The organism is Micromonospora sp. NPDC050795, from assembly GCF_044456785.1.
GTDB lineage: Bacteria > Actinomycetota > Actinomycetes > Mycobacteriales > Micromonosporaceae > Micromonospora.
The window spans coordinates 115,110-130,885 of the sequence record NZ_JBITGE010000017.1; the positions used below are offsets into that span (position 1 = coordinate 115,110).

12 protein-coding genes are annotated in these 15,776 nt (G+C 72.3%); 8 read left to right on the forward strand and 4 right to left on the reverse strand.

What is annotated here, in order from left to right:
* Positions 1–284 precede the first annotated feature (284 nt).
* The 3 genes from ACIBEF_RS17255 to ACIBEF_RS17265 are packed head-to-tail and all read left to right on the forward strand — an operon-like array spanning position 285 to position 3,735.
* Positions 285–1,253 (forward strand): DUF5715 family protein, encoded by a 969-nt coding sequence (locus ACIBEF_RS17255; protein WP_396794266.1) that lies wholly within the window; start codon positions 285–287, stop codon positions 1,251–1,253.
* 4 nt (positions 1,254–1,257) lie between these two features.
* Positions 1,258–2,847, forward strand: a complete 1,590-nt coding sequence (locus ACIBEF_RS17260; RefSeq protein WP_396794267.1) for an asparagine synthetase B family protein — start codon at positions 1,258–1,260, stop codon at positions 2,845–2,847.
* A 60-nt stretch (positions 2,848–2,907) separates the two neighbouring features.
* Positions 2,908–3,735, forward strand: a complete 828-nt coding sequence (locus ACIBEF_RS17265) for a MerR family transcriptional regulator (protein ID WP_396794268.1) — start codon at positions 2,908–2,910, stop codon at positions 3,733–3,735.
* A gap of 4 nt (positions 3,736–3,739) precedes the next feature.
* Here ACIBEF_RS17265 and ACIBEF_RS17270 read toward each other — a convergent pair whose 3' ends face one another.
* Together ACIBEF_RS17270 and ACIBEF_RS17275 are read right to left on the reverse strand one after the other, a co-directional pair.
* On the reverse strand, positions 3,740–4,951 hold the full coding sequence (locus ACIBEF_RS17270) for an SLC13 family permease (protein ID WP_396794269.1): 1,212 nt from the start codon (positions 4,949–4,951) through the stop codon (positions 3,740–3,742).
* 146 nt (positions 4,952–5,097) lie between these two features.
* Positions 5,098–6,543 (reverse strand): LVIVD repeat-containing protein, encoded by a 1,446-nt coding sequence (locus tag ACIBEF_RS17275; RefSeq protein ID WP_396794270.1) that lies wholly within the window; start codon positions 6,541–6,543, stop codon positions 5,098–5,100.
* Positions 6,544–6,681: 138 nt separating this feature from the next.
* On the opposite strand from ACIBEF_RS17275, the gene ACIBEF_RS17280 reads away from it, so the two are divergent.
* The 4 genes from ACIBEF_RS17280 to ACIBEF_RS17295 all read left to right on the forward strand — a co-directional run bounded on the left by ACIBEF_RS17280 (position 6,682) and on the right by ACIBEF_RS17295 (position 11,726).
* A complete protein-coding gene (locus ACIBEF_RS17280) occupies positions 6,682–7,389 on the forward strand; it encodes a DUF305 domain-containing protein (RefSeq protein ID WP_396794271.1) in 708 nt (235 codons plus the stop codon).
* Between the two features lie 27 nt (positions 7,390–7,416).
* Positions 7,417–8,637 carry a sensor histidine kinase gene (locus tag ACIBEF_RS17285; RefSeq protein WP_396794272.1) on the forward strand — a complete coding sequence of 407 codons (1,221 nt, stop codon included), beginning with the start codon at positions 7,417–7,419 and terminating at the stop codon, positions 8,635–8,637.
* On the forward strand, positions 8,634–9,299 hold the full coding sequence (locus tag ACIBEF_RS17290) for a response regulator transcription factor (RefSeq protein ID WP_357197819.1): 666 nt from the start codon (positions 8,634–8,636) through the stop codon (positions 9,297–9,299). Before ACIBEF_RS17285 ends, ACIBEF_RS17290 begins: the two co-directional genes overlap by 4 nt.
* Before the next feature lie 147 nt (positions 9,300–9,446).
* Positions 9,447–11,726: an ABC transporter permease gene (locus ACIBEF_RS17295; RefSeq protein ID WP_396794273.1), complete on the forward strand. Its 2,280-nt coding sequence runs from the start codon at positions 9,447–9,449 to the stop codon at positions 11,724–11,726.
* A 106-nt stretch (positions 11,727–11,832) separates the two neighbouring features.
* Here ACIBEF_RS17295 and ACIBEF_RS17300 read toward each other — a convergent pair whose 3' ends face one another.
* Complete coding sequence (locus ACIBEF_RS17300) at positions 11,833–13,095, reverse strand: nucleotide sugar dehydrogenase (protein WP_396794274.1); 1,263 nt, start codon at positions 13,093–13,095, stop codon at positions 11,833–11,835.
* A 124-nt stretch (positions 13,096–13,219) separates the two neighbouring features.
* Positions 13,220–14,587, reverse strand: a complete 1,368-nt coding sequence (locus tag ACIBEF_RS17305) for a serine/threonine-protein kinase (protein WP_396794275.1) — start codon at positions 14,585–14,587, stop codon at positions 13,220–13,222.
* Positions 14,588–15,129: 542 nt separating this feature from the next.
* Between ACIBEF_RS17305 and ACIBEF_RS17310 the strand changes: the two genes are divergently transcribed.
* Positions 15,130–15,762, forward strand: a complete 633-nt coding sequence (locus ACIBEF_RS17310; RefSeq protein WP_396794276.1) for an RNA polymerase sigma factor — start codon at positions 15,130–15,132, stop codon at positions 15,760–15,762.
* Positions 15,763–15,776: the final 14 nt, after the last annotated feature.

Below are 15,776 nucleotides of genomic sequence, written 5' to 3' on the forward strand. Positions count from 1 at the left end.
GCGCGGCGGCCCGGTCTGCGGTCGTCGGTGGGTGCTGTTGGTCGGATCCTTTGGAGCTGAATCGTTTGTGACATCACGGGCCCGGTTGCGAAGCCGGCGGGCCTTGATTCGTTGACGACATCGGCTCCAAAGCGCCCTACCAAGGATCGCCGCTCCGGCGAGTCCGTCGCCCACGCTCCGTTCGTGGGTAAATAGGAGGAATGTTCGGTCCGTTCCGGTCCCGATGATTACGGTGTGTTTCAGGGCGAACCACCCAGTGTCGTGACCGGAGAGAGGGACCCGTCATGCGAGTGCCCAGCCGTAGCCCGGGACAGCAGCCCGGCTCGCCTCCGTCCCCCACCGCTCCGGCCCGCCGTCGACCGTCCGGCACAACCCCCCGCCGCCTCTCTGCCGCCGAGCCCGACCTGGCCGCTTACCGGGCCGCCGTCGCCGAACTGCTGGTCGAGGTCGGCGCGTTGGCCGACGCGGCGAGCACCCGGGCCCGGCAGGTGCTCATCGACGAGCGGCTGCGGGAGCCGGCGCTCGCCGCGGTCCTCGACGCCACTCCGCAGGGGCTGATCGGCGCGCGCGAGACGTTGCTGCTGGAGATGGCCCGCTACCAACCGAACGAGCGCACCTCGGCGACCGACCTCGGCGCGCTGGTCCGGATCTACCTGCTCTCCCGCATCGACGTGCTGTGGTGGCAGGACGCGCCGACCTTCGTCACCGACGACCAGGTCAACGGCAGCCCCGAGCTGGTCGAACTGGAATGGCTGCGCCGCCGCGACCTGCTGCGCTTCCGTTACCAGGAGCAGCCCGCCACGATACTGGGCCGGGCCGCCCGCGGGCTGCGTCGCCGGCTGCGACCCGACGCCACCCCGCGCACCGCGGGGCTGCTGTTCCGCCGCGCCCGGCGCGAGGTGGTGGCGCTGCTCAACGACATCGGACGGGAGTTCTCCGCCGTCGCGCCGCCGGCCACCCCTCCGCTCTGGGTGACCAGCCTGGTCCGCAGCGCCGAGCATCAGTACCGGCTGCGCCGTCTGGGCTACGCGGCGATGCTGCCCAGCGGGCACTGCCTCGGCTACTCGGCCGACGTCGAGTTGGCCTGGTTCGAGCGTTTCGGCGCGCGCGAGGCCCTGGCGGAGCTGCTGCTGAGTCGGCAGCAGGCCGGGGAGCTGAACGTGATCGACGAGGGGCAGGCCTGGCACCTGTGTCTCGCGCCCACCGCCCGGCGTCGCCTACGCCGGTCCTACGAGGCCGAGATGGGGGTCTGAGCCGGTGTGCGGCATCGCGTTGAGCATCGGCCCCGAGGCCGACCCGGCGACCTTCCGGCGGATGCTCGCCGCCCTGGCCCCGCGTGGTGAGGTCACCGAGACCCGGTCCGAGAGCGGGCTGCTCGCCGGCACCCGGCGGCTGCGGATCGTCGACCGGGACCGGGCGGTGCAGCCGTGGACGTCGACCGACGAGCGGTGGCTGCTCTGCTTCAACGGGGAGATCTTCAACCACCGGGAGTTGCGGGCGCAGCTGACCCGCCTGGGGCAGACCTTCCGCACCGAGAGCGACACCGAGGTGCTGCTCGCCGCGTTTCAGCAGTGGGGCGAGGCGGCGGCGACCCGACTCCGCGGCGAGTACGCCTTCGCGGTCGTCGAGCGGGCCACCGGCCGGGCGTACCTGGCCCGCGACCCGCTCGGGGTCAAGCCGCTGTACTGGTCCCGTCGACCCGGCTGCCTGCACCTCGCCTCCGAGGTCAAGGCGCTCGTCGGGCACGGCGCCCCGATCGCCGAGGTGCCGCCCGGGCACCACGGCTGGGCGGAGGCGGACGGGCACGTGCGACTGAGTCCGTACGTCGATCTGCTCACCATCGCCGACGGCCTGCCGGTCATCGACGACCCGGACGAGGCCGCGCTGCTGGTCCGCGCCGCGCTCAGCGACTCGATCCGGATGCGGGTGGAGACCGACCTGACCGTCGGGGTGGTGCTCTCCGGTGGCCTGGACAGCTCGTTGACCCTGCGGCAGGTCCGCGACATCCACCCGGACTGCGTCGCGGTGACAGTCGGCGTCGCGGACAGCCCCGACGTGGCGTACGCCCGGCGGCTCGCCGCCGACCTCGACGTGCCACATGTGGTGGTCGAGCTGCGCCCGCGCGACATCCGGCTCGCCGACGTCCGCGAGGCCATCCGAGTCTCCGAGCTGACCGAGTACGGCGACATCATCAACGCGGTCGTCTCGGTGCCGATCTTCCGGCGGCTCCGCGATCTGGGCATCAAGGTGGTGCTGACCGGCGACGGCTCCGACGAGCTGTTCGGCGGGTACCCGATGTATCACCAGGTCGCCCCGGCGGCGGCCCGCCGACTGTTCCTGCACCGGATTCGCAACCTGTGCCGCACCGAGTTGCAGCGCGTCGACCGTGCCGCGATGGCGTACGGCGTGGAGGCCCGGGTGCCGTTCCTCGACCTCAGCGTGGTGGAGCTGGCGATGCGGTTGCCGGTGGATCTGAAGCTGCGCCACGGGCAGGAGAAGTGGATCGTCCGGCGGGCGTTCGCCGACGTGCTGCCGGACTACATCCTCCGCCGTCCGAAGAACCCGATGTCGTACTCGTCGGGGTTGCACGAGCGGGTCCGGCTGTACAAGCCGCTCTTCGCCCGGCTGCACCGCTCCTTCGGCTACGACCTGCAGGAGCCGGTCCGTCGCGACTTCGACACCGTGCTGAGCCGCTGCGGCAACGACCTGGACCGGGCCATCGCCGACGGGCTGACCCGACCCGACTACACGGTCCTGGAGCACGCCCGCGACCTGGTCGGCGCGGCCAGGTGGAACGCCGCTCCGATGGTCCGCCGGCTGGTCGGCCCGCGCCCCGCCCGCCACTGACGGCTGCCCCGCACGCCACGCTTGACTCTGACACGGTGTGAGGGACGAGTGTGAGGGGCCATGTTCACCATCGGAGACTTCGCCAGACTCGGCCGGGTGTCGGTGCGGATGCTGCGCCACTACGACAGCATCGGCCTGCTGCCCCCCGCCAGCGTCGACCCGCACACCGGCTACCGCTTCTACCGCGCCGACCAGCTGCGCCGGCTCAACCGGGTGATCGCCCTCAAGGAGTTGGGCCTCACCCTCGAACAGGTGCGCGCCATCGTCGACGACGCCGTCGACGTGGTCGAGCTGCGCGGCATGCTGCGGCTGCGCCGGAGCCAGCTGGCGGAACAGTTGGCCGTCGACACGGCCCGGCTCACGGCCGTCGAGGCGAGGCTTCGAATGATCGAGTCGGAGGGTCGGATGACCACCCAGGACGTCGTCCTGAAGGAGATCGCGCCGGTCCGCGTGGCGGAGCTGACCGCCGTCGCGCCCAGTTACCAGGGTGAGGACATCGGCCCGGTGATCCAGCCGCTCTACCCGGAGTTGTTCCGTCGGCTGGCCGCCGCCGGGATCAGCCCGACGGGGCCGAGCATCGCCTGGTACGAGCCCGTCGACCCGGGCGGCGACGCTGTCGTCGTCCACGCCGGTGTGCTCGTCGACGCCGAGCCGTCCGCGGCGCCCGACGTCACGGTGCGCGACCTGCCGCAGCTGCGCACCGCCGCGACGATCATCCATCACGGGGCGATGGACGACGTCGAGCCGAGCATGCAGGCGCTCGCCCGGTGGATCGAGGAGAACGGCTACTGCACCGACGGCTTCGCCCGGGAGGTCTACCTCGACTACTGCCCGGACACCCCCGAGAAGGGCGTCACCGAGCTTCAGGTCGCCGTGTACCGCGACTGAGCGCTCAGCTCACCAGCAGCAGCGCGCCGACCGCGGCGAGCGTCGCGGTGACCGCGAGCAGGGTGCTGGTCAGCACGAAGCGGGTCACCGGCACCGCGACCCGGGCCGCCCGGCAGCGCTCGAACCACAGCAGGGTGGCCAGTGACGCCCAGGGGGCGGCCAGCGGGCCGACGTTGGTGCCGATCAGTAGGGCCAGCAGGCGGGTGTGGTCGCCGGCCGGCAGCACCGACTCGCCGGCCAGGTAGGCGGGCAGGTTGTTCACGGCGTTGGCGAGCAGCGCTCCGGTGCCGCCGGCGCGCAGGGCGCCCAGGGCGCCCCCGTCGGCGCCGACCAGGGTGCCGACCAGGTCGTCCAGCCCGTGCCGGCCGAGGGTCTGCACCACCAGGAACAGGCCGGTGACGAAGAACAGCAGGCGCACCGGGACCAGCCCCGGGCGCAGCGTGGCGGGGGAGCGGACCAGGAACCCGACCAGCACCAGCGCGAGCCCGACGGTGGAGGCGATCTCGATCTCCACGCCGGCGAGGATGCCGGCGACGAAGATCAGGCAACCGGCGAGCGCCGTACGGTGCAGCACCGGGTCGGCCGGCACGTGCCGGGTCGGCGGGACGAAGCGGCCACCGGCTGGCCGCTCCCGCCGCCACCACCCGAACCAGAGCAGGGCCATGGTGACCGCCACGGCGGCGAGCTGTGGCAACGCCATCCGAGCCGCGTACGTCAGCGGTGCCAGCCCGACCCGGTCGGCGGCGAGCAGGTTGGTCAGGTTGGAGACCGGCAGCAGCAGGCTCGCGGTGTTCGCCAGCCAGACCGTGGTGACGGCGAGCGGGGCGGCGGGGATCCGCAGGTTGCGGGCCAGCGCGAGCAGCACCGGGGTGAGCAGCACGGCTGTGGTGTCGAGGTTGAGTACGAGGGTGGTCAGCGTGGCGAGACCGCCGCAGAGCAGGAACAGCGCGGCCCACCTGCCCCGGGAGGCGATGGCCAGTCGGCTGGCCAGCACGTCGAAGACACCGGCCACCGCGGTCAGCTCGGCGAGCACGATCACGGTGCCGAGGAACAGCAGCAGCGGCAGGATCCGGTGCAGGGTGGCGGTGGTCTCCGCGCGGGGGAGTAGCCCGCTCAGCGCGCAGGCCGCCCCGACCACGGCGAGGACGGCCGCCACCAGGTCCAGCGGGTGGGGCCGCCACCGCGTGGTCGGCTCGGGTGGAGCTGCGAGGGTCACAAGTGTTCACGTTGACACAGGGTCTGACCAGGCGCCCGGCAACCCCACGCCCTGGTGACCAGCCCCACCGTGGCGACCTGCCGCCGGACACGGGCCGGGCCCGGCCCCCGACGATCGGGGATCGGGCCCGGTGTGGTGCGCGGTGCCTACCAGCCCAGGTAGCTGGGCTGGGTCTGCACGTTGAGCTCCTGGTAACGGGTCAGCTTGGCCGACCAGGTGCGCCAGTCGTTGAGCTCCAGGACGTCCAGGCCCTTCACCATGTCGTTCGAGTAGATGTGGCCGTTGTAGTAGTACGCGGACCAGGTGCCGCCGCCGACGAAGGTGTCGGCCGACAGCGGGCCGCGCTCCCAGAAGGCGATCTCCTTCGGGTTGGACGAGTCGGTGAAGTCGAACACCGAGATGCCACCCTGGTACCACGCCTGGACCATGATGTCCTTGCCGAGCACCGGGATGAGCGAGCCGTTGTGCGCCACGCAGTTCTCGGTGTTGGCGTTCGCCCGGGGGATCTTGTAGTAGCTGCGGAAGGTCATCGTCCGGGCGTTGCCGCGGCCGGCGATGTCGTAGATGGCGTCCGCCCCGCGGTTCGGGCCGACGGTCTCGTTGCAGGTCGCCGCCCCGCCACCACCCAGCTCGTCGGTGAAGATCACCTTGGTGCCGGAGTTGTTGAAGGTGGCCGAGTGCCAGAACGCGAAGTTGGTCTCGTCCCGGACCCGGTTGATGACCCGGGGGGCCTCGCGGTTCTTGATGTCGAGCAGGATGCCGTCACCCATGCAGGCGCCGGCGGCCAGGTCCTTCGACGGGTAGGCGGTGATGTCGTGGCAACCGGTGGTCGCCGAGCCGGTCGGGCTGCCGGGGAAGCCACCGTCCGGGAAGAGATTCGGCGTCGCGACCACTGCCGCGTCGGTCGGCTTCTTCAGCGGCACCTTGACGATGGAGATGGAGTCGTGCGGCGGCTGGCAGTCCGGGAATTCGGCCCGCGGGCTGTACGACGAGACGTACAGGTAGACGGCCTTGCGGTCCTTGCCCGGCACCAGGGTGTGGGTGTGGGAGCCGCAGGCGGTCTCGACGGACTTGATGTAGCGCGGGTTGGCCTTGTCCTTGATGTCGAAGACCTTGATGCCCTCCCACGAGCCCTTCACGTCCGCTCCCTGCGTGGTGCTGTTGCAGGAGTCGTCGCTGCGCGACGAGTCGGTGGAGAGGAAGAGCAGGTCGCCGTGGACGGAGATGTCGTTCTGCGACCCCGGGCAGAGCACCCGCGCCTTGACCGTCGGCGCGCTGGGACGCGAGATGTCGTAGATGACGAAGCCGTTGTAGTTGCCGGCGAACGCGTACTTGCCCTGGAAGGCGATGTCGCTGTTCGTCGCGTCCAGTGGGGCGACCTTGGGCAGGTTGGCGATCTGGCGCAGGTTGGGGCTGCTGACGATCTCGTCGACGCCGGGGATCGTGTTGGTGAGCGCGGGGGCCGGGGCCGCCTGCGGCACCGTCTGGGCGCTGCTCGCCGGGGCGACGAGGGCGCTGGCGACGAGGAGGCCGGTCGTGGCGAGCGCCACGACACGCAGTTGTCGTAACCGTGGCTTGTGGAATCTGATCATCGGCGGGGCCCTTCGCAAGGGGGAGACGATGGTTGACACGTTACCGTCCGACGAAGATCGTCGATGTGAGCTGGATCACATGAAAGCGGGTTCTTCAATGGATAGCATCGCGGTGACCTCGACTGCAGGGAGTGGCCCATGACCAACCGGCGCGCACGCATCCTGGCCGTCGTCACATTGGCTCTCGTGTTGCCGCTGGTGGTGTTCATGGTGATCCGCCTCGACGGCGACACCGGTACGAGCGCACCGCAGCCGGTGTCCGCCCCCGCCACGTCCGCCGCGTCGCCGCCGGCCAGCCCCGTTCCCACCGACCTGACCGTCATCGCGCCCGGCCGTCCGGGCGAGACGGCGGCCACCCGCCCGGCGCACGAGGTCCGCGACGCCGGTCCCGCCCCGCACAACTCGCTGGACGTCTGGTTCGTCCGGATGATGATCCCGCACCACGCGCAGGCCCTGGCGATGGCGGAGCTCGCCCCCGACCGGGCCGCCGACCCCGATCTCCGGGCGATCGCCGAGCGCATCCGGGCCAGCCAGGGGCCGGAGATGGGCATGATGCGCGGCTGGCTGCAGACCCGTGGCCTCCCGGCGGAGGCGCAGGGGCACGACCACGGCACCATGCGCGGCATGCAGTCACCGGAGGCGATGCGGCAGCTCGCCGCGGCCCGTGGCGCTGACTTCGACAAACTCTTCGTCCGGATGATGACCGAGCACCACCAGGGCGCCATCGAGATGGCCACCAACCTGCTCACTGTCGGCTCCGACCTGACGCTCAACGAGTTCGCCAACTCCGTCGCTACCGAGCAGACCGTCGAGATCGACCGCATGCGCGAGATCCTCGGCGGCTGAGCCCGAGCGCCCCGGCACGTACGCTGGGTGACCGTGACACGCACCCTGTTCGGTCGCCCGCTGCGCGGCGTCGCCTTCGACGTGGCCGTCGCCGCGCTGGTGGTCCTCGTCGCCCTGGCCGCGGCGGTGAACCAGCCGGGCGGTTGGGCGGCCACGGCGGTCGGCCTGGGGATGGCGGTGGCGCTGCTGTTCCGCCGCACCCACCCGAGCGCGGTGACGGTGGCGGTCGCGGCGCTCGCGCTGATCCAGGTCATCGCCCGCTGGGGTCCACTCATCTACGACGTGGCCGTCCTGATCGCGCTCTACAGCGTGGTGAAGTACGGCCGTCGGCTGCGCGACGGCGTGTTGGCCGGCGCTGTCGCGGCCGTCGGCGTGCTGCTGGCCGCCGCGCAGACCCCCAACGTCATCCAGTGGTGGGTGACCGCGCTGTGGTACGCGCTGGTCACCGGCGCGGTGTGGTTGGTCGCGCTGAACGTGCGGACCCGCCGGCTCTACGTGCTCAGCCTGGAGGAGCGGGCCACCACCCTGGAACGCGAGCGGGAGGCCGAGTCCCGGGCGGCGGTCGCCGAGGAACGCACCCGGATCGCCCGTGAGCTGCACGACGTGGTCGCCCACAGCATGGCCGTGATGATCGTCCAGGCGGACGGGGCCCGGTTCATGCTCGACCGTGACCCCGCCCAGGCGCGCACCGCCGTGAAGGTGGTCGCGGACACCGGCCGGCAGGCCCTCGAGGAGATGCGCCGCCTGGTCGGCGTTCTCCGCGACGCCGGCCCGGCCGGCGCGGACGGGGCCGACGGGCTCGCGGTGGCGGCCGACCCCGAGCACCGACGCCTCGCACTGGCCGAGCTGCCCGACCTGTTGGCCCGGTTCGACGACGCCGGTCTGCACGTCCGCAGCACCGTCACCGGTGTGCCACCGGCCCTGCCGCCGGGCCTGGAGCTGACCGTCTACCGGGTGGTGCAGGAGGCGCTGACCAACGCGCTCAAGCACGCCGGCGTCGGCGCCGGCGTCGAGGTCGTCCTGTCGTACACCGCCGAGGCCGTCGTGGTCCGGGTGGTCGACGACGGTCGCGGCCGCCCGCTGGTCAGCCCGGCGCCGTCCGGCGGTCACGGCCTGCTCGGCATGCGGGAGCGGGTGACGGTGTACGACGGCAGCCTCACCGCCGGTCCCCGGCTGACCGGGGGCTGGCAGGTCGAGGTTCGGCTGCCGCTACCGTCAGAGCCGGCAACGGAGGTGATCGCGGCATGACGGTCCGGGTAGTGATCGTGGACGACCAGGCGCTGGTCCGCGCCGGGTTCCGGATGGTGCTGGAATCCCAGCCCGACCTGGAGGTCGTCGGGGAGGCCATCGACGGTGCCGACGCCCTGCGGGTGCTCGCCCGCACCGAGGCCGACGTGGTCGTGATGGACATCCGAATGCCCACGATGGACGGGGTGGAGGCGACCCGTCGACTCTGCGCCGAGCGGCCTGCGGGTGGCCCTCGGGTGCTGGTGCTGACCACCTTCGACACCGAGGCGGACGCGTTCGCGGCGCTGCAGGCCGGGGCGAGTGGCTTCCTGCTCAAGAATGTCCCGCCGGAGGAGCTGCTGGCCGCGATCCGGGTGGTGGCCCAGGGCGACTCGGTGGTGGCGCCGTCGATCACCCGGCGCCTGCTGGACCGGTTCGCCGGGCAGCTCGGCGCCGCCCCGAGCGCCGACCCTCGACTCGCGCAGCTCACCGAGCGGGAACGGGAGGTGCTGCTGCTGGTCGCCCAGGGGCTGTCCAACGCGGAGATCGCCGCCCGGGTGCACGTGGCCGAGGCGACGGTGAAGACCCACGTCGGGCGGATCCTGGGCAAACTCCAGCTGCGCGACCGGGTCCAGGCGGTGGTCCTGGCGTACGAGAGCGGGCTGGTCACGCCCGGCGGATGACTCCGCGTACGACCTGGGTCGTAGCGGCCGGCGGGCGCACCGCGACCCCTGGCGCACGCAGGTCGAGCGCGCAGGTGGAGATCGACAGACCGGTACCGGCCATAGCGTCGGAGGGGTCCGATCCGCCACCCGCACCGGGAGCCCCGCATGATCCGCCTGACCCTGCGTTCGCTGCGCGCCGAGGCGCTGCGCATGCTGCTCTCGGCGCTCGCCGTCGTACTCGGCGTCGCGTTCGTCGCTGGCACGATGATCTTCGTCGACGGGATGCGGACCGGGGCGTACGAGCGGGCCGGCACCTTCGACCGCCACACCGACCTGGGGGTCTATTCGGCCGGCCGCGAGGTGCTGCCCCCGGCGCTGGTCGACCGGGTGCGGGCGGTCGACGGGGTGGCCGCCGCTGCCGGTGAGCTGACCAACACCGCCGGGATCGTCGGAGCCGACGGTCGGCCGGTGCTCGGCTTCACCATGCTCGTCGCGATCCCCGCCGAGGACGCGCTGCGCTCGTACGACGTGGTGGCCGGCCGGTTGCCCGACCGGGCCGGCGAGGTGGTGCTCGACGCGCCGACGGCGGCCGAGCAGGGCTTCGGGCTCGGCGCCGCGGTCCGGATCGGCGCCACCGGTGGGGCGGCCCGCTCGTACACCCTGGTGGGCACCGTCGACGTGGCCGGCACCGCCCGCGACATCGGCGGTCCGTTCGTCGGCCTGGTCGGGCCGGACGCGTTGACCCTCACCGGCGAGCGGGGCTACGGCCGGATCATGGTGGCGGCCCGACCGGGCACCGACGTCGCCGCGCTCACCGAGAAGGTACGCGCCGTGTCCGGTGCCGAAGCCACGGTGAAGAGCCGCCGGCAGATCCTCGACGAGGCAGTGGAGGACGCGGTGCGCAACGTGGACCAGTTCTGCATGCTGCTGTTGATCTTCGTAGGGGTCGCGATAGTGGTGGCCGGCTTCGTGATCGCCAACACCTTCGCGATCGTGCTGGCCCAGCGCACCCGGCGGACCGCGTTGCTGCGCCTGATCGGCGCCACCCGGGGACAGGTCTTCCGGTCCACACTGCTGGAGTCGGCGGTGCTGGGGCTGGTCGCGTCCGCGCTCGGGGTGCTGCTCGGGGTGGCCCTCGCCGCCGGGTTGCGGCTGGTGCTGTCCCACCTGGACGTGCCGGTCACCGGTGGGCTGACCGTGACCGGTTCGACAGTGCTCGCCGGCCTGCTGCTGGGCACCGGGCTCACCGTGTGCGCCGCCCTCCTGCCGGCCTGGCGGGGGACGCGGATCGCCCCGGTGGCCGCGCTCACCGACGCCGCGGTACAGCCCAGCCGGGGTGCCGGCCGGGTACGGCTGAGCATCGGCGCGGTTGTCCTCGCCGTCGGTGTGGCCGCGCTGGCGGGCGCCGCCAGCGCCGGCCAACTGCTCCTGGTGGCCGTCGGTGGGGTGCTCACCTTCTTCGGGATCGTGCTGTTCGGGCCGGTGCTCGTCCCCGCGCTGGCCCGGGTGTTCGGCTGGCCGGTCCGACGAGTGCTCGGCGCCATCGGCGAACTGGCGGTCAGCAACACGGTGCGCAATCCACGGCGGGTCGCCGCGACCGCCACCGCGCTGGTGATCGGCATTGGACTGGTCTCGGCGTTCATGGTCGGTGCGCGCAGCACCAAGGACGGCATCGAACGCAGCGTGGACGCCCAGATCGGAACGGACTTCGTGGTCAGCGGAATCGGCCAGGACCTGCCGGCCGCGCTCGTCGGTGAGCTGGCCTCCCGCCCCGAGCTGGGTGTGGTGCACGAGCAGCGCAGCACTGTCACCGACGACACCCCGGACGGTGAGGTGCCGGCGGGTCACGTCATCGACCTGTCCGACCAGGACTTCGCCGCGCTCTTCCCCGCCCGACGCGGCTATCTGGCCGAGATCGACCCCGCCGTCGGGGTGAGCGCCGAGCGGGCCCGCGACGCGATCACCGTGGTGCTGGGCCGCTACCCGACGGTGAACCTGATGGACCAGGGCGCCTACAAGAAGATGCTCACCGGCACTGTGGACATGCTGCTCGCCTTCGTCACCGCGCTGCTCGGTCTGGCCGTCGTGATCGCCCTGGTCGGCGTGGCGAACACCCTGAGCCTCTCGGTGGTCGAACGGACCAGGGAGAACGCCGTGCTACGGGCGGTCGCGCTCACCCGAGGGCGGATGCGGGCCGTGCTCGCCGTCGAGGCGGTGCTGATGGCGCTGGTCGGCGCGGTGCTCGGGGTCGGACTCGGCACCGGAGTCAGCGCCTCCACGATGGCCCTGCTGGACCGCCTCGGCGGCGACTTCCACGTGGTGCTGCCGCTCGGCCAGCTCGGGCTGATCCTCGGTGTCGCGGTGCTCGCCGCCCTGCTCGCCTCGGTGCTGCCGGCCCGCCGGGCGCTGTCCCGTCCGGTCGTCGAGGCGCTTGCCGACCAGTGACCCGGCCCCTCCGGACCGGCCGGGTCAGACCCCGATGACCGGACGGACATCCGCCGGCCGGTCCCGCCATCTTCCCCGGCGGCGGGACCGGCCAGCGGTGCCGGGTCTACAGGCGCTCGACCATCGGGCCGACGCACCGGTTGCGGGTGTCGAAGACGTAGCGGGCGTGCCTGACCACGAGGTCGTAGTCGAAGGTGTCATGGTCGGTGACCACCACCACCGCGTCGGCCGCGCGCACCTCACGCTCGCTGAGCCCCACCACTGTGATCCCGGCCGGGATCTGGTGCGCCTCGGCGTACGGCTCGACGGCGTACAACTCGGCGCCGAGGGACTGCAACCGACGGGCCACGTCCACAGCGGGGGAGTCGCGCATGTCGCCGGTGTTCTTCTTGTACGCCAGCCCGAGCAGCAGCAGTCGGGCACCGCTGACGGCCCGACCGTCCCGGTTCAGCCCTCCCATGATCCGCTGCGCGACGTGTTCGGGCATCTCGTGGTTGACGTCGTTGGCCAGCTCGATGAACCGGAACTGCCGCCCGAGGCGGCGCTTGACCTGCCAGGACAGGTAGCACGGGTCGATCGGCAGGCAGTGCCCGCCGACGCCGGGGCCGGGTCGGAACGGCATGAAGCCGAACGGCTTGGTCGAGGCGGCGTCGATCGCCTGCCAGACGTCGATGTCGAGGTGGTGCGAGAGCATGGTCAGCTCGTTGATCAGCGCGATGTTGACCTGGCGGAAGGTGTTCTCGATCAACTTGGTCAGCTCGGCGACGCGGGTGGAGTCCACCGCTACGGTGCGTTCCACGAGGCGCTGGTAGAACCCGTCCACCCGGGCCAGCGCCGCCGAGTCCACACCGGAGACCACCTTCGGGGTGTTCTCCAGGCGCCAGGTCGGGTTGCCCGGGTCGATCCGCTCAGGGCTGTAGCCGAGGTGGAAGTCACCGGGGCTGGTCAGGCCGCTCGCCGACTCCAGCAGCGGGCGCAGCAGCTCCTCGGTCGTGCCCGGGTAGGTGGTCGATTCCAGGATCACCGTGCAGCCCGGGCGTACGTACTTGCCGATACCGATGCCGGCCTGCTCGACGAAGCTCAGGTCCGGGGTCCCGTCGCGCAGCGGGGTCGGCACCGTGATGACGCAGATGTCGAACCCGTCGGCGTCGGTGTACTCGGTGCTGGGGTGGTAGCGGCCGCTGCCCAACGCGCGGCCCAGCCGGTCGGCCGGAATGTCCTCGACGAACGACTCGCCGGAGGCGAGACGCTTCACCCGGTCGGCGTCGACGTCGAGACCGACAACGTGGAGGCCCGCCTCGACGGCCCGCATGGCCAGCGGCAGCCCGACGTACCCCTGACCGATCACGACCAGCTTTTCAGCGCTCACCCAGGCTCCCGCGGCAGATGGTGTAAATAGCCTGCTGAGAGCCTAGAGGCGTCTTCGGCGTCGTAAGTCCGTTTTGGGGATATCGGTGCTGATGGGACTGGCGGGGGTCGGCGCAGCGGTCGGCTCAGCCCTCCGCCGGCACCTCCGGTTCGACCGGCGGGCTGGAGGTGGCGGGTGGATCAGCGGGCGCGCTGGTCGGCGGCGGGGCGGCCGTCGTGGGCGCCGCGCTGGTGGGGGGCGGTGCCGTGGTGACGCCCACCGTCGGCGTCGGCGAGTTGACGGTCTGGCTCGGCTGCGGGGTCGGCGTGGCGGAGACCGACGCCGACGGGGAGTTGCCGGGGACGTGCGGCCGGTCCGGGCGGCCCGGCTCGACGCTGGTGATCTGCTCGTTCGCCGCGGGCAGGTCGACGGGGCCGCTCGGCGCCACCGTCGGCGAGGTGGCCGGCAGCTTGACCGCCGGGTTCTCGCCGACGTCACGCGTCGCGGCCAGCGCCGCGCCGAGCCCGACCAGCGCGACCAGCATGGCCGCCGCCGCGCCGACGAGCGGACCTCGCCGTCGCCGGCGCCCGTCCGCCACCGCCGCCCCGACCGGCACGTCCGTCCGGGTGCCCGGCCCAGCGTCGCGCAGCGCGACCGGCCCGGCCATCGCCGTCGGCGGCTCGCCGCCGGTGACCGCCGTCCGAGCGGCCTCGGCCATCGCCGCTCCGCTCGTGAACCGTTCCAGCGGATCCTTTGCCAGGGCTCGCGACACCAGGGCGCGGACCGCCTCCGGAATGTCGTGCGGCAGCTCCGGCGGCTCGTCGTCCAGGTGCCGCACGGCGACCTGGAGCGGATTGTCGCCGGTGAACGGCGGACTGCCGGTCAGGCAGCAGTAGGTGACCGCGCCCAGGGCGTAGATGTCGGTGGCGCCGCTGACCGGCCTTCCGGCGGCCTGCTCGGGAGCCATGTAGAGGGCGGTGCCCGGCACCGCGTTGGTGCTGGTGATGCTGGTGATGTCGGTGGAGCGGGCCACGCCGAAGTCCACCAGGACGACAGTGCCGTCCTCCTGCACCAGCAGGTTGCTGGGCTTGACGTCGCGGTGCACGATGCCGCCGCGGTGCGCCGCGTTGAGCGCTGCGGCCGCCTGGGCCACGATCGACATCGTCTCGGCCACGTCGAGTCGCCCGGCCGCCTCGATCCGCTTGGACAACGGCTCGCCGGCGACGAACTCCATGACGAGGTAGTCCGCCCGCCCGCCGTCGGGGAGGTCGTCCGCACCGCAGTCGAAGACCTGCACGATGCCGGGGTGCCGCAGCGCCGCCATGATCCGAGCCTCGGCCCGGAACCGGGCGATGAAATCGGGATCGGAGACCAGTGCCGGCAGGAGAACCTTGACCGCCACCTGCCGGCCGAGGATCAGGTCGGAGGCACGCCAAACGTCGCCCATGCCGCCCGTGGCGACACGTTCGTCCAAGCGGTAGCGACCGCTGAGTACGACCTCCGATGACAACACCGCATTACCGTACCTAGAGTGGCGCGGGGCGGCGCACCGCGGCAGGGCCGCCGGGCGGCTGGTTCAGACCGCCTGATCCGGCCTGACCTGTGTGGACGCCAGCCCTTCGTGACGGTGTGGATGTGCACTGTCACGAAAAGCGACTATTTTCGTCGCTCGGGTCGCCAACAGTGGCAAGAAACCGTCTCCAGGCGTGGCTGGCGTCCGTCACGTACTGCCCGTTACGACGACGCGCCGTCGAGTCGGGTTGATAATTGTCACTCTTCCGTGACACGACGCCGACTTGTCGCGTCGTGGGCCCACTCTTAGCGTTAGCCCGGCTCGGGCTCGGGCCCTCCCGGCTACCTCGGCGCGCAGCGCCGACCGACCACCCTGGCGTCGGCCCCCGGACACGCCGCCCCGACAATCGTGGTCGCGGGCACAATCAGAGCGGTGGAGGGCGGTGCGGTACCGGTGCTGATCGGGCGGACGACTCGTGCCGTGTGGTGCGCGCCAGCCCGGCTGGTCGGGCCGACACGCCCCGAACCACGCGTGGACCGCGCATGACCGCCGACCTGTCGGAGGTGGTGATCGCCGCGCAGGCCGGGGACGAGGACGCGTTCCGCTTTCTCTACCGCAGCCTCCAGCCCGGGCTGCTGCGGTACCTGACCGCGCTCGTCGGGGCCGACGCCGAGGACGTCGCCAGCGAGACCTGGCTCCAGATCTCCCGGGACCTGCCCGGCTTCACCGGGGGCGAATTCCGGGCCTGGGCGGTCACCATCGCCCGTAACCGCGCGACGGACCACCTGCGCCGGATGCGCCGCCGCCCCTCGCTCCCGGTCCCGGTGCAGGCGCTCGCCGAGCTCGCCAGCGACGCGGACACCGCCGAGCGAGCCAGCGAGACGCTCGGTACCGAGACCGCCCTCGCGCTGATCGCCACCCTCCCGCCCCGGGAGGCCGAAGCAGTCCTGTTGCGGGCCGTGATCGGGCTGGACGCGGGATCCGCCGGCCGCGTGCTGGGCCGCCGGGCCGGCGCCGTGCGGACCGCCGCCCACCGTGGCCTACGCCGGCTCGCGGCCCTGCTGGAGCGGCAGAGCCCGGCCGAGTCGTCGCTCGGGTTCGAGGGGGTGCCACCGCCGCGTGCGGGGAGCAGCCCTGCCCTGCGGGCATCGCACGTCGAACCGGCGGACGGCTGACGTGAGGGGATTCC